This window comes from Paenarthrobacter aurescens (assembly GCF_041549525.1).
GTDB lineage: Bacteria > Actinomycetota > Actinomycetes > Actinomycetales > Micrococcaceae > Arthrobacter > Arthrobacter aurescens.
On record NZ_CP157456.1, the window covers coordinates 2,867,787 to 2,885,601 of the forward strand.

At 61.2% G+C, this 17,815-nt stretch carries 16 protein-coding genes; 4 read left to right on the top strand and 12 right to left on the bottom strand.

Features of this window, described 5'->3' with window-relative positions; translation table 11 throughout:
• Positions 1 to 683: 683 nt before the first annotated feature.
• Complete coding sequence (gene ychF / locus ABI796_RS13235) at positions 684 to 1,769, bottom strand: redox-regulated ATPase YchF (protein ID WP_026005753.1); 1,086 nt, start codon at positions 1,767 to 1,769, stop codon at positions 684 to 686.
• Between the two features lie 111 nt (positions 1,770 to 1,880).
• Between ychF and ABI796_RS13240 the strand changes: the two genes are divergently transcribed.
• Entirely contained in the window at positions 1,881 to 3,155 is a 1,275-nt protein-coding gene (locus ABI796_RS13240) for a DNA recombination protein RmuC (protein ID WP_141285918.1), read from the top strand.
• Between the two features lie 111 nt (positions 3,156 to 3,266).
• On the opposite strand, the gene ABI796_RS13245 is transcribed toward ABI796_RS13240, so the two are convergent.
• Positions 3,267 to 4,352, bottom strand: a complete 1,086-nt coding sequence (locus ABI796_RS13245) for a 4-hydroxy-3-methylbut-2-enyl diphosphate reductase (protein WP_141285920.1) — start codon at positions 4,350 to 4,352, stop codon at positions 3,267 to 3,269.
• 50 nt (positions 4,353 to 4,402) lie between these two features.
• A complete protein-coding gene (locus tag ABI796_RS13250) occupies positions 4,403 to 5,266 on the bottom strand; it encodes a hypothetical protein (RefSeq protein ID WP_141285922.1) in 864 nt (287 codons plus the stop codon).
• Positions 5,267 to 5,448: 182 nt separating this feature from the next.
• On the opposite strand from ABI796_RS13250, the gene xseA reads away from it, so the two are divergent.
• Both xseA and ABI796_RS13260 read left to right on the top strand, forming a co-directional pair.
• Positions 5,449 to 6,726, top strand: coding sequence for an exodeoxyribonuclease VII large subunit (gene xseA / locus ABI796_RS13255; protein ID WP_141285924.1), 1,278 nt, complete (start codon positions 5,449 to 5,451; stop codon positions 6,724 to 6,726).
• Between the two features lie 73 nt (positions 6,727 to 6,799).
• Entirely contained in the window at positions 6,800 to 7,054 is a 255-nt protein-coding gene (locus ABI796_RS13260; RefSeq protein WP_141285926.1) for an exodeoxyribonuclease VII small subunit, read from the top strand.
• Positions 7,055 to 7,115: 61 nt separating this feature from the next.
• Here the strand turns inward: ABI796_RS13260 and ABI796_RS13265 are convergent, their stop codons facing one another.
• From ABI796_RS13265 to ABI796_RS13305, 9 genes are all read right to left on the bottom strand, one after another.
• The gene (locus ABI796_RS13265) at positions 7,116 to 7,970 is read right to left on the bottom strand and encodes a polyphosphate kinase 2 family protein (RefSeq protein ID WP_141285928.1); all 855 of its coding nucleotides are present in this window, start codon (positions 7,968 to 7,970) and stop codon (positions 7,116 to 7,118) included.
• A gap of 54 nt (positions 7,971 to 8,024) precedes the next feature.
• Positions 8,025 to 9,245: a pyridoxal phosphate-dependent aminotransferase gene (locus ABI796_RS13270; protein WP_062072990.1), complete on the bottom strand. Its 1,221-nt coding sequence runs from the start codon at positions 9,243 to 9,245 to the stop codon at positions 8,025 to 8,027.
• Positions 9,246 to 9,365: 120 nt separating this feature from the next.
• Complete coding sequence (locus ABI796_RS13275; RefSeq protein WP_141285930.1) at positions 9,366 to 10,325, bottom strand: ABC transporter substrate-binding protein; 960 nt, start codon at positions 10,323 to 10,325, stop codon at positions 9,366 to 9,368.
• Positions 10,322 to 11,065 carry an ABC transporter permease gene (locus ABI796_RS13280; RefSeq protein WP_141285932.1) on the bottom strand — a complete coding sequence of 248 codons (744 nt, stop codon included), beginning with the start codon at positions 11,063 to 11,065 and terminating at the stop codon, positions 10,322 to 10,324. Before ABI796_RS13280 ends, ABI796_RS13275 begins: the two co-directional genes overlap by 4 nt.
• The gene (locus ABI796_RS13285) at positions 11,062 to 11,802 is read right to left on the bottom strand and encodes an ABC transporter permease (RefSeq protein ID WP_141285934.1); all 741 of its coding nucleotides are present in this window, start codon (positions 11,800 to 11,802) and stop codon (positions 11,062 to 11,064) included. The genes ABI796_RS13280 and ABI796_RS13285 overlap by 4 nt, the downstream gene beginning before the upstream one ends.
• Positions 11,802 to 12,896: an ABC transporter ATP-binding protein gene (locus ABI796_RS13290; RefSeq protein ID WP_141285936.1), complete on the bottom strand. Its 1,095-nt coding sequence runs from the start codon at positions 12,894 to 12,896 to the stop codon at positions 11,802 to 11,804. The genes ABI796_RS13285 and ABI796_RS13290 overlap by 1 nt, the downstream gene beginning before the upstream one ends.
• Positions 12,897 to 13,051: 155 nt before the next feature.
• Positions 13,052 to 14,224 carry a ribosome small subunit-dependent GTPase A gene (gene rsgA / locus ABI796_RS13295; protein WP_141285938.1) on the bottom strand — a complete coding sequence of 391 codons (1,173 nt, stop codon included), beginning with the start codon at positions 14,222 to 14,224 and terminating at the stop codon, positions 13,052 to 13,054.
• A 212-nt stretch (positions 14,225 to 14,436) separates the two neighbouring features.
• Positions 14,437 to 14,889 (bottom strand): NUDIX hydrolase, encoded by a 453-nt coding sequence (locus ABI796_RS13300; RefSeq protein WP_141285940.1) that lies wholly within the window; start codon positions 14,887 to 14,889, stop codon positions 14,437 to 14,439.
• A gap of 29 nt (positions 14,890 to 14,918) precedes the next feature.
• On the bottom strand, positions 14,919 to 16,715 hold the full coding sequence (locus ABI796_RS13305) for a glycoside hydrolase family 35 protein (protein WP_141285942.1): 1,797 nt from the start codon (positions 16,713 to 16,715) through the stop codon (positions 14,919 to 14,921).
• 50 nt (positions 16,716 to 16,765) lie between these two features.
• Between ABI796_RS13305 and ABI796_RS13310 the strand changes: the two genes are divergently transcribed.
• On the top strand, positions 16,766 to 17,797 hold the full coding sequence (locus tag ABI796_RS13310; RefSeq protein WP_141285944.1) for a pirin family protein: 1,032 nt from the start codon (positions 16,766 to 16,768) through the stop codon (positions 17,795 to 17,797).
• Positions 17,798 to 17,815: the final 18 nt, after the last annotated feature.

Here is a 17,815-nt window from a genome sequence, read left to right on the forward strand (position 1 = left end):
GCTGGCCAAACTGTAACCGTTCCGCAACCTACAGATGCCTAAATTGGCGCGGATTTCAAGTCAAACGTTACCCGGTGGTAGCATTCGCTGTCTGACAGCAGGACAGGGCGAATTTTGGGCAAAGAAAGAGCCCCGGACCCATGGGGCCGAGGCTAAGTCCTTGAGTTTGGAGAACAGTCGTAGTGGAGGCTATTGACGCTCAGCTACCGCGGCCAGTTGTGCGGTGACCAGGCTCCAGCCCTCCTGTAAGCCGAGCTGATCATGCTGTGCGAGCGACTCCGCATCCCCGTGCCGCGCCACAATGCGGTACAAGGTTCCTTCGCTGTGATCGGTGAAAGTGACACCTGCACTTGTATGGCTCGGGGTCGCGATTCATGCTTCTCCCTAACCTTATTGGCACCCTTCGAAACTGCTGCCCGGCCCATTATGCTTGGCGAATGTCTACAGATGAAGAAAAGGATCCGCCCATCCCGGCTGACGTGGAGGGCAAAATCCCTAGAAAAACGCACGACAACCCCGATTCCAAGCAAGCAGACAAAGGCGCCGAACCCGCAGATTCCCAGAAGAGACCGTGATGACACTCGATGGTCCGGGCAAGCGGAAGACCGCGGGCATTGAAGTCTTGAACTTCAATGCCCGCGGTCAACTGAGGCGCTGGAGGGTTCTGTGGAACACAAACCCAATTACACGTTGAAGCGGAACTCCACTACGTCGCCGTCGGCCATCACGTACTCTTTGCCTTCAATACGAACCTTGCCACGGGACTTGGCCTCGGCCATGGAACCGGCGTCGATGAGGTCATCGAACGAGACAACCTCGGCCTTGATGAAGCCGCGCTGGAAGTCCGAGTGGATCACGCCGGCCGCCTGAGGTGCGGTGTCGCCTTGGCGAATGGTCCAGGCACGGGTTTCCTTGGGGCCAGCCGTGAGGTAGGTCTGCAAGCCAAGGGTGTGGAAACCTACGCGCGCCAACTGGTCCAGGCCGGATTCGCTCTGGCCGTTCATTTCCAGCATTTCGCGGGCCTCTTCCTCGTCCAGTTCAACGAGGTCGGCTTCGAGCTTTGCATCAAGGAACACAGCGTCCGCGGGCGCAACGAGGGCACGCAATTCGTCCTGCTTCTCCTGGTCCCCAAGGATGCCTTCATCGGCGTTGAAGACGTAGATGAACGGCTTCGCGGTCAGGAGTCCCAGCTCCTTGAGGTGGCCCATCTCGAGTTTGTCGCTCTTGATGGAGGAGAAGATGGTGTCACCGCGTTCCAGAACTGCCTGGGCAGCCTTGATGGCAGCCAGTTCGGCTGCTTCACGCTTCTTGATCTTGACTTCTTTTTCGATACGCGGGATGGCGTTTTCGATGGTTTGAAGGTCTGCCAGGATCAGCTCGGTGTTGATGGTCTCCATGTCGGAGCGCGGATCAACTTTGCCATCCACATGGATGACATCGGGATCGTCAAAGACGCGGACAACCTGGGCGATGGCCTCTGCTTCGCGGATGTTGGCCAGGAACTTGTTGCCCAGGCCTTCGCCCTCGGAGGCACCCTTGACGATACCGGCGATGTCTACGAAGGACACCGGGGCGGGCAGCAACTTCTGCGAACCGAAGATCTCCGCCAGTTTCGCCAGGCGGGGATCCGGGAGGTTGACCACGCCGACGTTGGGTTCAATCGTTGCGAAGGGATAGTTCGCAGCGAGCACCTGATTACGGGTCAGTGCGTTGAAAAGAGTTGATTTGCCGACGTTGGGCAGTCCGACGATGCCAATAGTAAGAGCCACGAGCATTGATTCTACCCGTTGGAACCACTTCCGGGGTTGTCGCCGCCCGCAAACGGCGCCCACGAGCATAGCCTCGCTAAAACTGTCGTACCCCTGTGACAGGGTTGCCCCATGGATGGATTTGGATTGGTATTGGCACTGCTCATGCTGCTTATTGGCGCCGCGGTAGGTCTCGCGGCCGGCTATGTTGTCTTCCGACGCCGGGGTGCTGGCTTGGAAGAAGACTTCGACGCCGTTTCTTCACGGCTTTCGGACGTCACGGCACAGCTTGCAGCGGCCGACGCTGAGCGGCGTCTTTTGTTCACACAGAACCGGGAGCTGAGCGCAGCCAGGAATTCCGACGGCAGTGTTCTGCGGGCGCTGGCCCCTGTGGCCGAAAAGTTGACGGCAGTGCAGCAGCAGGTTTCACTTCTGGAGCGGGACCGCGTGGAACAGTACGGCCAGCTGGCTCAGCAATTGCAGGATGCACGGTCCTCAGATGAGCAGCTCCTTCGGTCAACCCATGCTTTGGCATCCGCGCTCCGCTCCAACAGTGCCCGCGGCCAGTGGGGGGAAGTTCAGCTCCGCAGAGTGGTGGAGGCCTCGGGAATGCTCCGGCACGTGGATTTCCACGAGCAGGTTCATTCCGGCAACAAGGACAGCACGCTGCGGCCGGATCTGGTGGTCCAGCTCCCCGGTGGTAAGCAACTGGTAGTGGACGCAAAGGTACCCTTGGCGTCCTACCTCGCCGCCCAGGAACAACTCCACGGAGACGGTTCCTTTGGCGAGTCCGTAGGGCCCGCCATCAACCGTGACTCCAAGACGCTGCTGGCCCAGCATGCAAAGGCTCTCAAGGCTCACATCGATGCCCTGGCAGCCAAGAAGTACTGGGACATTCCAGGGAACTCCCCCGAACTGGTGATCTGCTTTCTTCCGGCAGAATCCATCCTTGCCTCAGCCCTTGAGGCCGATCCCGCATTGCTGGAGCACGCCTTGTCCAGGAACGTGGTTCTCGCATCACCAGGGACCTTGCTGGCGGTCCTGAAGTCCGTCGCATTTACCTGGCGGCAAGACGTACTTACCGACAGCGCCCACGAACTGTTCGAGCTCGCGAAGCAACTTTATGAGCGCATGGGCACCCTGGGTGAGAACGTGAGCAAGCTGGGAAGCTCGTTGAAGACCTCCGTGGACCGCTACAACGCCATGGTGGGCACGCTGGAGGCTCGGGTACTCCCCACGGCACGCAAGCTCAACACCATGGACGATGCCGGATTGGCCGCGCCGATGTCCGTTGAGGCCGTCCCGCGCGCGTTGGCAGCGCCGGAGCTTCTTGCCGTGGACACCCGCGATCAGCTGGATTCCGCCCGCGACCAGGAAGACAGCGAGGACCGCGAGTCTGCCGCCTAAATGACGGCGCAGCGCCAACAGAACTGGCCCGCAACGGAAGCCCTCCCGAAGGAAGGCGGCCATTGCGGGCCAGTCTCGTTATGACTCGAATGTGGCGGCAGGTGTTTTGCGCTAGGACGTGGTGCGGTTTCCGCGGCCACCCAGGGCACGCGTAACATCGCCGGCCTTCTTCAAGGTGGCCCGCAGTTCCTTGGGAAGCGAGAAGAGCAGATCTTCCTCTGCCGTCACCACTTCCTGGACTTCGCCGTAACCGTAGTCAGCCAGGAGTCGCAGAACATCCTTGACCAGAACTTCAGGAACAGAAGCACCCGAAGTCACGCCTACGGTAGCAACGCCCTCGAACCAGGACTCGTCCACTTCATTGGCGAAGTCCACGCGGTAGGAGCTCTTGGCTCCATATTCGAGGGCTACTTCAACCAAGCGCACCGAGTTCGAAGAATTGGCCGAACCAACAACGATCACGAGGTCGGCCTGCGGTGCGATCTTCTTGATGGCCACCTGGCGGTTGGTAGTGGCATAGCAAATGTCGTCACTGGGCGGATCCTGCAGCGTGGGGAACCGGTCCTTCAGAAGACGGACGGTTTCCATGGTCTCGTCAACACTGAGTGTGGTCTGGGAAAGCCAGATGGTTTTCTCCGGATCGCGGACGGTGACCTTGTCTACCTCGTGCGGTCCGTTGATGATCTGGATGTGGTCCGGGGCCTCACCGGCGGTTCCTTCGACCTCCTCATGGCCTTCGTGACCAATAAGCAGGATGTCGTAGTCTTCCTTAGCGAACCGCACGGCTTCCTTATGCACTTTGGTGACCAACGGGCAGGTCGCGTCGATAGTCCGCAATCCACGGTCCTCGGCTGATTGCACCACAGCGGGAGAGACACCATGGGCGGAGAAGATCACCAAAGCACCCTCGGGGACCTCGTCGGTTTCTTCGACGAAGATAGCTCCTTGTTCCTCCAAGGAACTGACCACATGCACATTGTGGACGATTTGTTTGCGGACGTAGACGGGAGGACCGTAGTGCTCAAGCGCCTTCTCCACAGCAATAACAGCGCGGTCCACGCCGGCACAGTACCCTCGAGGAGCTGCCAACAGAACCTTCTTGGGACCCGTGACGGGTGCCGCTGCATGAACCTCTTCCGGAGAACGGCGTCTGCGGGGCACCGTGGGCATAGGAATGGAAACTGCTGTGCTGGTCATTCCTCCATGCTACCGGGCCAGACTTTGCCTACCTGCTATCAGGCAGGACTTTAGCTGCCGGCCGAACGTGACCCTCGTCGCCCTGACACGACGGAGCCTATGACGCCTGCCACAAACACGGCCCCTGCGGCGATTGCTGCAGTGAGAACCCATTCTCCGAAGCCGGTCTTGGCTGCGGTGAGGAACTCCTGCTTAAACAACTCAGCCACGCCGTTGGCGCTGGACAGGTTTCCAACCACTCCCCCGGCGAGATCCGCACCTGCCGTCCAGAGTGCAGCAAGCGCCAATCCGCCGAGCCCAAGGAACACCAGCACCAGAGAACGCCGACGGGCGGCCACGAGCGCCAGCGATAGCGAGAGCAAAGCCCCGAGGGCAGCTACCCACCATAACGGTGCGAAGGCTGCCACCCGCTCCACCAGTTGACGGTGGGATGGCTCGCCCAAGGAAACCAGGCTTTCGGCTGGAACATCAATCCTGATCCGGACGGCCTCAGCGAAGTGGTCTCGAATGAGCCTGACCATGGGACTGATATCGAGGACCAAGGCTGTGGTGGCTGCGGTCTCCTCGCTTTGGTTCACTGCGCCGAAGTTCAACCTGTGGCTATTGCGTACCGTTTCTTCCCACGCCTGCGGGTAGTCGCTCCAGGACTGCATGCCCGACGCCGCGGCACGGAGTGCGTCTGCCGCCAATGACTGAATGGGTCCTGGAAGATCCACCGAGGACTCGAACGTTCCCACAGCGGCGCTGGCCAGGCGGCTCTGGAATTCCGGGTTGTTACCCAGGGCACCGGCCAAACGGACAAAACCCTCTTCTTTGACAATATTCTGGTCCACCCATGCGGTTGGAACAGCGACGGCTGTGAGGAGCAAGGCGAGGATTACTCCCAATGCTGAGACAAAAGTACGCAAGGTCATCCTCGGGCTCGGGGGCTATTCCACCATCCTAGGACTGTCCACATAACAGAAAAAATGTCGGAGGCCTCGTCCAAGCTATGGATAGAGTTGGATGGCCGGCTGGCACTCACAGCCGCACCCCTGAGCGAGGACTATGACAATGCAGCTGCAAACACGGCGAATGAACCAGGCACGGGCCACCCATGTGTGCTGAACCAACGCCGGAATCCACGCTGCCCGGGACCGCCGCGGAGACCAGCCCGGACAACCCCTGGCCCTTGCAGTTGCTCTCCCGCAAGCTCAAGGCACACATAGAGAGGGCCCCGGCTGCCTGGATTGAGGGCCAGGTCATTGAACTGAACCGCCGGGGCGGCAACGCATTCTTGACCCTGCGTGATGTTGACGCTGAAATCTCCCTTCCCGCATCAGTTTGGTCAACTGTGCTCGACCGCCAGAAGATACCCCTGGAACGCGGCTCCCGCGTGGTGGCCTTGGTCAAGGCGGACTTCTGGGTCAAGACCGGACGCCTGAACATGTCTGTGAAGGACATCCGCCCGGTAGGCCTCGGAGATCTGCTGGCAAGGATTGAACGGCTGCGCCAAGCGCTGGCAGCCGAGGGCCTGTTTGCCGACTCGCGGAAGCGGAAACTCCCTCTTCTCCCCCACCGGATCGGCCTGATAACCGGCAGGGATTCCGATGCCAAGAAAGACGTCATGCGCAACGCTGCGTTGCGCTGGCCAGCAGTGGAGTTTGACGTCCGCGAAGTAGCTGTCCAAGGCAACACAGCTGTTTCACAGATCATTGCGGCTTTGAAGAAACTGGACGCTGACCCGCACGTGGATGTCATTGTCCTTGCCCGTGGTGGCGGCGCCTTGGAAGATCTCCTGCCGTTCAGCAATGAGGACCTCATTCGCGCCGTATCGGCAGCCACCACACCGGTTGTCAGTGCGATCGGCCATGAAGCTGATCGTCCCATCCTCGATGACGTAGCAGACCTCCGGGCGTCAACCCCCACGGATGCTGCCAAGCGAATAGTTCCGGACGTTGCCGAGGAGTTGGCCATGGTTCGGCAGGCCAGGGAACACTTGCGGCGCAGCATCAGCCGCATGGTGGACCGGGAGACGGACAGGCTCCACGCGCTGAGGTCTCGTCCAGTACTTGCCACTCCCGCTTCAATGGTGGACGCCCGGTCCGAAGACATCCACCGCCACCAGCGAAGAACCCATGCTGCGGTCAGCACCGCCGTCCTCCGGGCGCTGGATCAGGTCCACCATCTGCGTGCGCAGGTCCGTGCCTTGTCACCGCAAAAGACGTTGGACCGCGGCTATGCCGTTGTTCAGCTCATAGGTGAGGACCAAGCCGGACACCACGTGGTCAGCAGCCCGGAAGAAGCCCCGGAGGGAACAGCCCTAAGCGTCCGCGTGGCTGAGGGACGATTCAAAGCCGTCTCCGCCGGATCGGCTCAGCTCATGGACCGCTGAATCTGCTGAGCTGCTGAGCTGCTGAGCTGCTGCGCCCCTGAAACCACCGCCTACCATCACACCAAAGGACACCATGACTGAGAACAATGCCGCTCCAACCCCCGATTCCCTGGACAACCTGAGCTATGAAGAAGCCCGCGAACAACTGGTGGCCGTAGTGGGCCGCCTGGAGGCGGGCGGTGCCAGCTTGGAAGAATCGCTGGCGCTCTGGGAGCGAGGCGAAGCACTGGCCAAACGCTGCGAGGATTGGCTTGAAGGCGCGCGTCAGCGTCTGGCGACCGCCCGCGAAGCAAACAACGACGGCGGAGCTGCCGCCGGCTCCCACTAACATTCCAGGCGGTAACGGCTTCGGGCTCTACTGCAGGGGTAAGGACCCCCACCACAAGGGGTTAGGACTCCACCACAAGGGCGCGCTCGGCGGCTACGTCAAAGTCAGCCTTTGGCCAATCCAGCTTCATCCCACCCAGGGCGTCCAACAGCAGCTGCTGAACTGCGATCCGCGCGTACCACTTCTTGTTGGCCGGGACCACGTGCCACGGGGCGATCTCCGTTGACGTCTTCTCGAAGGCAACGCTGTAAGCATCCATGTAGTCGTCCCAGAACGCACGCTCGGCGAGGTCGCCGCGGCTGTACTTCCAATGTTTGGCAGGATCATCCAAACGGGCGATCAGACGCTTTTTCTGTTCTTCTTTGCTGATGTTGAGCATGACCTTGACAATGGTGGTTCCTTGCTCGAACAGGCGCGATTCAAAGTCGTTGATCGCCGCATACCGGCGCTCCAGTTCAGCAGCATCCGCCCACCCGTGGACCCGGTGAATCAGGACGTCCTCGTACTGCGAGCGGTCAAAGACTCCCACCATCCCCGCAGCTGGGGCCTGTTTCTCGATCCGCCACAGGAAGTCGTGGGATTTTTCCTCATCCGTAGGGGCCTTGAACGCGGTCAGCTGCACGCCTTGGGGGTCCATGGCACCCACCACATGGCTCACAATGCCGCCCTTGCCTGCAGTGTCCATGGCCTGAAGGATCAGCAAGAGCCGCTTGGGGTTGCCGAACCTCCCTTCGGCAAAGAGCTTTTCCTGCAGCTCCGCCAGCCGGTCATCCTGGGCGGCCAGCAGTGCTTTGCCATCCGCCTTTGCGCCGGTGTACCCGGGGGTGGATTCAGGATCCACCCCTGCCAGCGAAAACCCCGGCCCAACTCTCAGGACTTCGGCCGGACTTTTGGCGAATTCCACTGCAGCAGCCATTGGGATGCCTTTCTGCCGGGCCGCACCCCCGTGGGCGCGGCTATGGTCCTCAGGCTAGTTGCCCGGGTACCTCGACAGGAAGTCCGCCATGCGCCCAATGGCTTCCTCGATGTCTTTGACGTTGGGCAAAGTCACCATTCGGAAGTGGTCGGGGCGAACCCAGTTGAAGGCGCGTCCGTGGGAGACCAGGATTTTCTGTTCCTTCAACAGGTCCAGGACGAACTTCTCGTCATCACGGATATGGAAGACCTCGGGGTCCAACTTCGGGAACAGATACAAGGCGCCCCTGGCCTGCTGGGTGCTGACGCCGGGAATGGCGTTCAGGAGATCGTATGCCTTGTTGCGCTGCTCCAGGAGCCTTCCGCCGGGAAGGATGAGATCGTTGATGCTCTGGTAGCCGCCCAATGCCGTTTGGATGGCATGTTGGGCAGGAACGTTGGCACATAACCGCATGTTGGCCAGCAGGTTGATGCCTTCGAGGTAGTCCGCAGCGTCCTTCTTGGGACCGGAAATTGCCATCCACCCGGCACGGTAACCGCACACACGGTAGGCCTTGGACAACCCACTGAAGGTCAGGCAGAGGACGTCGTCCCCGGTGAGCCCGGCCAGGTTCACATGGACGGCGTCTTCATACAGGATTTTTTCGTAGATCTCATCGGCGAAAAGAACCAGCCCATGCTTTTCTGCCAGGGCCACGATCTTCTTGAGTGTCTCTTCCGGGTACACGGCTCCGGTGGGGTTGTTGGGGTTGATCACCACAATGCCCTTGGTACGGGGGGTGATCTTGGATTCCATGTCCTCAAGATCGGGCTGCCAACCGGACTCTTCGTCGCAGAGATAGTGCACCGGCCGTCCGCCGGCCAGAGCCACCGAAGCCGTCCACAACGGGTAGTCCGGCGTGGGAATCAGGACTTCGTCTCCATCATCCAGCAGTGCCATGAGGGACATGGTGATGAGCTCACTGACACCGTTGCCGAGGTAGATGTCATCAACATGGATGTTCTGGATTCCGCGTGTTTGGTAGTACTGGGAGACTGCGGTTCTGGCCGAGAAGATGCCGCGGGAATCGCTGTAACCCTGGGCGTTTGGCAGGTGGCGGATCATGTCCACCAAAATGGCGTCAGGCGCTTCAAAACCAAATGGTGCCGGGTTTCCGATGTTCAGTTTAAGGATCCGGTGACCCTCCGCTTCCATTTGCTGGGCGGCCTGAAGAATCGGTCCACGGATGTCGTAGAGGACATTATGAAGCTTGGTGGACTGCTTGAAATTCGCCATCCCTCAAATATGCCACACGGGTGATGGAGTTCAGCTGAGACTTGACTCACACAAACGACGACGGCGGTGACGGGCCCGCGTGGGTCCGTCACCGCCGTCGTACGCGGTTTTGTTCAGGTGCTACTTGACGATGCCCTTGTCCTTCAACCAGGCTGCTGCTGCATCCTTGGGGGCCTGCTTCTGATCGCCACTGACGGCCCTGTTCAGGTTGATGAGGTCTTCAGTGGTGAGGATCTTGGAGACGTTGTTCAGCGCTTCCTTTGCCTTGTCCGTCATCTTGGCCTCCTTGACCAGCGGCAGAACCTGCTGGGCCTTGAAGTTGTTCTTGGGGTCTTCCAAGACCACGAGGTCGTTGTCCGCAATGGACGGCGTGGTGGTGTAGATGTCCGCCACCTGCACCTTGTCCTCAAGGAGTGCCTGCAGCGTCAGGTTGCCGCCGCCGTCGTTGAACGGCTGCAGGCCCTTGAGCTCACAGCCGTAATTGGCCTTCAGGCCCGGGAAGCCATAGGCACGGGTTTCGAAAGTAGCCGGCGCGGCCATGGTGAAGTCCTTGCAGACCTTGGCAAGATCCTCAATGGACTTCAACTGGTACTTCTCAGCCGTTGCCTTGGTAACCACCATGGCGTCCTTGGATTCGGCCTTGGCAGGCTCCAGGACTGCAAGGCCATCCGGCAGCTTGCCCGGAAGCGCCTTGTAAACATCCTCCGCGGAAACCTCCTTGGCTTCCGTATCCACATAGGACAGGAGGTTGCCGGAGTAGTCAGGGACCAGATCAACGGAGCCGTCCTGGACAGCCTTGAAGTAGATTTCACGCGAGCCGATGTTCGGCTTGGAAGTGGCAGTAAGACCAGCGGCGTTGAGGGCGCCGACATAAATCTCTGCGATGACCTGGCTCTCCGGGAAGTCTGCCGAACCAACCACCAGCGAACCACCGGCAGCGGCAGAGCCGCTGGGTGCGGAAGTGGACGGAGTGGCCAACGGACTGCCGCCGCACGCGCTCAGTGCAAGGGCCACACCCACTCCAGCGGCAAGGCCACCGAGACCACGGCGCGTAAGGGTCATGGGGACGGGATTTTTCATGGTGTACCTCCTTGAACGGCAGCCCCGGCTGGAACCGAGGCTGTGAGATCATCGGCTGCCTTCTGGCGGCCTCTTGAATCGAGGGTCAGGCCGGGTGAGAGGACAAGCCTCTGCACGCCGGCAAGGATCAGGTCCACTGCGATGGCCAGCCCTGCGATGAGCAGGGAGCCACCGAGCATCCTGGGAAAGTCCTGCAGGACGAGGCCGTCGAACAAGTACCGGCCCAAGCCACCCAACGGAAGGTAGGCAACCACGGAAACTGTGGCGATGACCTGCAAAACAGCTGTACGGATACCACCAAACATCACCTGCAGGCCGTTGGGCACCTCCACGCGGAAGAGGATCTGAAGTTCGGTCATCCCCATGGCCCGGGCGGCGTCCACCACAGTGGCATCGACGCTGGAAATTCCTGCATAGGTCCCCGCCAGGAGCGGGGGTACGGTGAGGATGACCAACGCCCAGACAGGCGGCATCAGGCCACTGCCGGCAAGCAGCGCGAAGAGCACCAGCAACCCGAGCGTGGGGAGGGCACGTAACGCACCGGCCACAGCCACGGCAACCACGCGGCCACGGCCGGTGTGCCCAATATAGAGGCCGATAGGCACTGCGATGGCAGCCGCAATAAGGAGAACCAAAGCACTGTATTGCAGGTGCTCCAGCAAACGGGTGGGGATGCCTCCGGTGCCGGTCCAGTTCTTGGGGTTGGTCAGCCAGGCAATGGTTTCCGCAAAAATGTTCATGCCGACGCTCCAGGGTCCGGGCGCAAACCCGCAGGCCGTGTGGCAGCTCCGGCCTTGGGTTCCGTGGCCAGGGCGTTGGCGTCCGGACGCGGCGACTTTCCACCGGCAGCCCGGGTCCACGGGGTCAACAGCCGCTCCAGGACCACCAGAACCGCATCCATCAACAGCGCGAGAACCAGAATGGCGATGATGCCCACCACAACTTCGGTAATGAACGTCCGCTGCAGGCCATCAGTGAACAGGACTCCAAGGTTGCCCACTCCCAGCAGTGCGGCCACGCTTACCAAGGAGATGTTGCTGACCGATACAACGCGCAGACCGGCGAACATCACGGGCAAAGACAACGGAAGGTCCACTTGGAAGAAACGGGCCAGGGGTTTGAACCCCATGGCCACCGCAGCGTTCCGGAGGTCCTCATCCACGGAGTCGAAAGCGTCCATCGCAGCACGGACCAGCAATGCCACAGCATAAATGGTCAGCGCCACCACCACATTCAGCGGATCCAGGATCCGCGTGCCCAGGATAGTGGGAAGAATAATGAACAGGGCCAGTGAAGGAATGGTGTAGAGCAAGGACGTAGCTGTGGCCAGGACTGACCTCAGGACGTTGTTGCGCCTGGCCAACTGCGCCAAGGGAACTGAAATCAGCAGGCCCAGGATCATGGGGATGATGGCCAGCACCATGTGCTGACCGGCCAGCCCCAGGACCATGCCACTGTTGGCAAGGAACCACTCCATCAGGTGGCATCCTCCCTGTGGTGGCGGACTTCTTCGATCAGTGCCAGCACTTCGGGTGCCTTCAAGACTCCAGCCACCCGGCCGTCGTCGTCCACGGCAACGCCCAGGCCGGACGGCGAGGACAACGCCGCATCCAGCGCCCGCCGCAAAGTATCTCCCTTGCGGAAGAGTGAGCCCCCGGGAATCAACCCGGCGCCATCGCGCGGTGAAGACCACCCCAGCGGACGCGAATCATCATCCACCACCAAGGCCCACTCCCCCGATTGGCGGCCGGCGTGCTGGCCATCGGAGGAATTCACCATGGTGACCGGGTGCAAAGTCACGGCGTCTGCGGGGTTGAAAGCCAGATGCCGGAACCCGCGGTCGCGTCCCACGAAGGAGGCCACGAAGTCATTGGCAGGTGCACGAAGAATCTCTTCCGGCGCCGAGTATTGTGCAAGTTTGCCGCCGACGGCGAAGACAGCAACTTTGTCACCAAGAACAGTTGCTTCATCGATGTCGTGGGTGACAAACACGATGGTCTTCGCCAACTCGCGCTGCAGGCGCAGAAGCTCCTGCTGGAGTTCATCACGGACCACGGGGTCCACTGCACTGAATGGTTCGTCCATCAACAAAACCGGCGGATCAGCAGCGAGCGCCCGGGCAACCCCTACGCGCTGCTGCTGACCACCTGAAAGTTGGGACGGGTACCGCTTGCCCAGCACGGACGCCAGCCCGACGACGTCGAGCAGTTCCGCGGCGCGTTTCCGCGCCGCGGCCTTGGGAACGCCATTGAGCCGCGGGACGGTAGCGATGTTGTCCAGTACGGATCGGTGTGGCAGCAGCCCCGATGACTGCATGACGTAGCCCATGGAGCGGCGAAGTTGGGCTGCAGGGACCTGGGAGATGTCCTCGCCGGCAACAGTGATGGTTCCGCTGGTGGGCTCCACCATCCGGTTGATCATGCGCAGGGACGTGGTCTTGCCGCAGCCCGAAGGGCCGACGAACACGGTGATGGCGCCCTTGTCTATGGACATGGTGAGGGCGTCAACCGCGGGTTGGCCGCCTTGGTATTGCTTAGTGACGCTCTTGAACTCAATCATGGCTTCGGCCATACCAGGGCTTACCTATCTGTGGTGGAGAACATCGGTAGAGCCAGATGATCATATGCACTCTTATTACTTGGCTGCAAAGCAATCTTCACCCAGCGTAGCCAGCGCCACCGATGCTTGTCAGCGCCGCCACGAATTCCGTAATGAATCGGCAATGTTCAGCGTTTCCTTCGCTTGCCGCCCTTCCCCGCCCGTTCCTCGGCCTGATCGTGTCTGTAACGCTCCGCTGCACGTTGGCCCCGGTCAGCTGACATGACCTTCTGGTGCCACTGCCGCTGATACGCCCGGCGGGCCGCTGCGTCGTGTTTCCTTGCCAGCGCCGCAAGTTCGCGTTGCAGCTTCAGGTAGCTGGCCCAACGCCTGGGATCAAGGGTTTCCTCTGCGAGCGCCTCCTGAACGGCGCAGCCCGGTTCTGCTTGATGGGCGCAGTCGGTAAACCGGCAGTTGGAGAAAAGTTCTTCCAGATCTCCGAACATTTCTTCCATTCCCTCCTCCGCGTCGAAGAGCCCGAAGCCACGGACTCCCGGGGTGTCCATCAGCACCGCACCGCCAGCCAGGGGCACTAATTCCCGGGAGGTGGTGGTGTGTTTGCCTTTGCCGTCGCCGGCCCGGACCGCGCCGGTCTGTTGGACGTCCCGTCCCGCGAGGGCATTGATGAGTGTTGATTTCCCGGCCCCGGAGGGACCAAGCAGCACCAACGTTGCCCCGGTGGGTATGTGCTGCATCAGCTCTTCGAGGCCATCGCCGTGCTCAGCGGAGGTGGTGACAACCTCCACACCGGCCGCCTGAAGGATGACTTCCCCCACAACCTCGTCCGCGAGGTGGGCAAGATCGGCTTTGGTGATCACAACCAGCGGCGTGGCGCCGGAATCCCATGCGGCCACCAGCGTCCGTTCAAGGCGGTTATGGGTCAACGGACGATCCACTGGGACAACAACGGCAACAATGTCAATGTTGCTGCCCAGGATCTGCTCCTCCGAGGAGGCTTCAAAGGCCCGCTTGCGGCTCAGCGCGGAATGCCTGGGGAGGACCTCGACGACGGCTGGCTCACCGGCGTTGTTGTGGCCGATCCATACCCAGTCCCCTGTTGCAGGGACAAGCCCGTGCGTTGGGTAGGGCAGGTGCAGCAGATCCGCTGCAGTTGCCACGAGCACCCGGTTTCGGTCCAGGCGCACTACCCGGCCGGGGACGGCAGAGTCCTGAGAATCAGGGGCGGTGTGGGTAGTGAAAAGGGCGGCGGTGGAGGCTGTGAAGCCGTACTCCACAGGTCCCTGCACATGGTTGGTGGTGGTGCTGAATAAAGGGTCGCTTGAAGAAGCGTAAGTGTTCAATGAAATGCCTCTGATGAGGCCCGACCGCCCTAGTTTTGGCGGGCTGATGCCGGGACAGGAATGGTGGGCTGATGACGGCGCGCCGCAACTGACTGCGGGGCGCGCAAGATCGCGGGAATCATCAAAATCCACCTCCTCGGCATCCGGGCCGGCAGCTTGTGAGCCGGCACGATGTTCAGCGTAGCTAAAATACAGTGCTTTTGGCTAGGCCTTCAGTTCAGCTTTCCGTTGGCCGGGCGCTCATGGTGCAGGCGCAGTGCCGTGTCCACCAAGGACACCCGGTTGAGTTCTTGGATATCCTCCAGCGGGATCCACGCCGCGTGGGTGGTGCTGCCATCTACCTCGTGGGTCAGCTCGCCGCCCACCACTGTTGCCTCATAGACCAGCCTGAGGGCTTGAAAGTCCTTCACCGAACCGTCTGGGCGGATCTCGCCTGGCCAGTGTCCGACGTCGATGCCCAGCATTCGATCAATGCGTGCTTCGTAGCCGGTTTCTTCAAAAACTTCACGCCTGCAGCCATCCACTGGATGTTCTGCCAGGTCCAAGCCACCGCCCGGCAACGTCCACCCTTCCTTGCCATCCTGCTTCCAGTACGCCAGCAGGATCTTCTCCTCCTGGACAATCACGGCGTATGCGGCTGGTCGGGTATCGAAAGGCAGGGTCATGAAGTCAGCATAGAACCTTGTCCCGGGGCTTACGGAAGTTCAGCTGCCCCAATGGGACCCGCTTCTTCAGGACCCAGGTCCGGCCCTTCGCGTAGTTCGACGACGGTTCCACGCTTTTCGAGTTCCAGCACCTTGATGCTGTTGCGGCCTGTCTTCAGCAGGGGCGTCGGTGCGTAGAGGGTCACCTGCGGGCCTTTCTCCCAATATCTGCCCAGGAGGAAACCGTTGAGCCACACAAAGCCCTTCGTCGAGTCGGGCAGGGCTATATAGGTATCAGCTGGTTCTTCCACCTCAAACTCAGCTCCCGCCAGCCCTTCAAGGTTTTTCTGCGTCCACTCGGCAACGGCCACAGGGGTCTGCGTCCAGTGGAAGGTATAGCGCTGGTTGATCAGAACGCCGCCCAGGATGCCTTTTCCATGACCGGTCAGTGGTCCGTAATTGATGCGGCCGAGGTTTTCCACCAGGATTTCCAGCCGGGCAGTTGCCCCGGTGCCGGAGAGAGTCAGGCCCTCTGCCCCGGAAACGTCATCCAGGATTCCGGCAAAGACGCCATCAACCCACACATAGGCTCTGTCGTTCAGGCCCGTGATCCTCAGCTTGCTCTGGGCAGGGGAACCGGCACGGCCGGGAAGGATGGCCTCGGCTGCGTAGAGGACCATGCCGGCGTCAAGACCCAACTGTTCGAAACTGAGCGGCTTGACACTGCTGACCGCGTTTCCGGCATCCCGGACCAGCTCAAGAAGCTCAGGGCCTGCGCTCAACGGAACAGTCTGCGCGGGAAGGACGGGAGCTTCGGCCAGCAGCTCACTGGGGATGTTGGGCATTTCATCAATGCCTTGAGCTCTGAAGAACTCCTTGCGGAAGGCATGGAATTTGGGCGTCAGTGCCCCGTTCTCTGCAATGGGCGCGTCAGAGTCGTAGCTGGTGACAGTCGGCTGCAACATTCTGCCATCGTGATTACTGCCGGAGCGCAGACCAAAATTGGTCCCGCCGTGGGCCATGTAGACGCACAGTGAGCCGCCGGGATCGAGCATCTTGCGGGCTTCGGCTGCGGCGTCCGCAGCGTCCCGGCGGTGATGGTGTTCGCCCCAGTGATCGAACCAGCCGCCCCAGAATTCGACGTTGAAGAACGGCTCGTCCGGCCGGCGTCGCTGCCAGGTAGCTATGGCTTCGTCCCCCCGGCTTCCCAGTGTGGCGGTCGCCCAGGTTCCCGCAATGGAACCGCCGTCCAGGAAGTAGTCCGTGCCGCCGTCGGCTGTGAACAGCAGCTCACTGATACCGCGTTCCTCAACGACGCGCCGGTTCCAGCGGATGTACTCGTGGTCATCGCCATAGCTGCCGTATTCGTTCTCAATCTGAACGGCCACCACTGGACCACCAGCGGATGCCTGCCGGGAGGCGATGATGGGCAGGAGGTGATCGAACCACTCCTCGATTGCTGAGGTGAACACCGGGTCCATGCAGCGCAGGCCAATGCCGGGAATGCCGGTCAGCCAGGCGGGGAAGCCGCCGTTGTCCCACTCGGCGCAAATGTACGGGCCGGGGCGGACGATCACATCCAGCCCCTCCTGGCCGGCAAAGTCAATGAACCGCCCCACATCGCGCCAGTCGCTGAAATCCGGTGCCTCATCCCGCTTAGGCTGGTGGAAGTTCCACGCAACATACGTATCCACAGTGTTGGCGCCCATCGCCTTGAGCCGACGCAGCCGGTCCTGCCACAGGGCGGGGTGAACACGGAAGTAGTGGATGGCCCCGGCGAGGATGCGATACGGTTCACCCGAACGGTAAAGGACGGCGTCGTGGTAGCTCAGGAGGGCGTTGTTCACGTGGAACAGATTAGCTCAATATCCAACATTTATGCACAGGTGATGATCGCATGACCAATCTTGATACTTCCCCCGCACAGGAAGTCTGCCCCGCGGCCCCGGAAGGTCAAGGTCCCTGTGTTCAGCTGTGGCCCGAGCGCGAGGTTCCCTTGGGCGGTGTGCGCGCCATGAACGTGATCCGCACGCTTCCCCAGCGGGGACTGCCCACCGTGGGCGCCTGGTGCTTCCTGGATAGCTTCGGCCCGGATCGTGTGGCCATGAGCGTACTCCCCCACCCCCATTGCGGCCTTCAAACCGTCACCTGGCCCCTGGAAGGATCGGTCCGGCACCGCGATAGCGTAGGCAGCGATGTGGTTGTCCAGCCAGGCGAGCTGAACATCATGACCGCAGGCAATGGCATCTCCCACTCGGAGTTCTCCGTCATTGCGGCCGGCACGGGCACCGGGTCAGCTGCGCTCGTGGAAGAAATCCCCATGTCCCGGGGGCTCCAGCTATGGGTTGCCCTGCCGGATGAGCACCGGCACCGCGCGCCGTCATTCGAGCAGGTCAAGGACTTGCCGGTGGCAGTGGGTGAAGGCTTCAGGGCTACCGTGATGGTGGGCGAATTCGCCGGTCAGCGCTCCCCCGCCACCATGTTCAGCCCCATTGTTGGAGCGGACATCACCGGTACGGGATCCTTGGACCTGCCGCTGCGGCCTGACTTCGAGCACGCAGTGTTGGTCCTTGACGGCCACCTCGTGATCGATGGTCAGGACATTGAAGCAGGTCCACTGGCTTATCTGGGCGCCGGAAGGTCCAACCTGGCGGTCCAGGCGGAGCCGGAGACCCGCTTCATGCTTTTGGGCGGCGAACCGTTCGGCGAAGACCTGCTGATGTGGTGGAACTTTGTGGGCAGGACCCACGAGGAAGTTGAAAAGGCGCGCGAGGAATGGGAAGCCGAAGGGCTGCTCGACGACGCCGCTGCCGCCACCTCACGCTTCGGGTTTGTCCCCGGCCATGGCCCGGACGCAGGACCGGAAGCCGGCCGCATTCCCGCCCCGCCCCTGCCGGGAGTGAAGCTGCGCCCACGAACCCGCGGCTGAATTTTTGTACAGCTAATG

What these genes read in the sequence shown, in the direction of transcription:
- ABI796_RS13240 (WP_141285918.1), top strand. Translation starts at nt 1,881, where the DNA reads ATGGATGGATTTGGATTGGTATTGGCACTGCTCATGCTGCTTATTGGC.
- ABI796_RS13245 (WP_141285920.1), bottom strand. Translation starts at nt 4,352, where the DNA reads ATGACCAGCACAGCAGTTTCCATTCCTATGCCCACGGTGCCCCGCAGA.
- ABI796_RS13250 (WP_141285922.1), bottom strand. Translation starts at nt 5,266, where the DNA reads ATGACCTTGCGTACTTTTGTCTCAGCATTGGGAGTAATCCTCGCCTTG.
- xseA (WP_141285924.1), top strand. Translation starts at nt 5,449, where the DNA reads ATGTGTGCTGAACCAACGCCGGAATCCACGCTGCCCGGGACCGCCGCG.
- ABI796_RS13260 (WP_141285926.1), top strand. Translation starts at nt 6,800, where the DNA reads ATGACTGAGAACAATGCCGCTCCAACCCCCGATTCCCTGGACAACCTG.
- ABI796_RS13265 (WP_141285928.1), bottom strand. Translation starts at nt 7,970, where the DNA reads ATGGCTGCTGCAGTGGAATTCGCCAAAAGTCCGGCCGAAGTCCTGAGA.
- ABI796_RS13270 (WP_062072990.1), bottom strand. Translation starts at nt 9,245, where the DNA reads ATGGCGAATTTCAAGCAGTCCACCAAGCTTCATAATGTCCTCTACGAC.
- ABI796_RS13275 (WP_141285930.1), bottom strand. Translation starts at nt 10,325, where the DNA reads ATGAAAAATCCCGTCCCCATGACCCTTACGCGCCGTGGTCTCGGTGGC.
- ABI796_RS13280 (WP_141285932.1), bottom strand. Translation starts at nt 11,065, where the DNA reads ATGAACATTTTTGCGGAAACCATTGCCTGGCTGACCAACCCCAAGAAC.
- ABI796_RS13285 (WP_141285934.1), bottom strand. Translation starts at nt 11,802, where the DNA reads ATGGAGTGGTTCCTTGCCAACAGTGGCATGGTCCTGGGGCTGGCCGGT.
- ABI796_RS13290 (WP_141285936.1), bottom strand. Translation starts at nt 12,896, where the DNA reads ATGGCCGAAGCCATGATTGAGTTCAAGAGCGTCACTAAGCAATACCAA.
- ABI796_RS13300 (WP_141285940.1), bottom strand. Translation starts at nt 14,889, where the DNA reads ATGACCCTGCCTTTCGATACCCGACCAGCCGCATACGCCGTGATTGTC.
- ABI796_RS13310 (WP_141285944.1), top strand. Translation starts at nt 16,766, where the DNA reads ATGACCAATCTTGATACTTCCCCCGCACAGGAAGTCTGCCCCGCGGCC.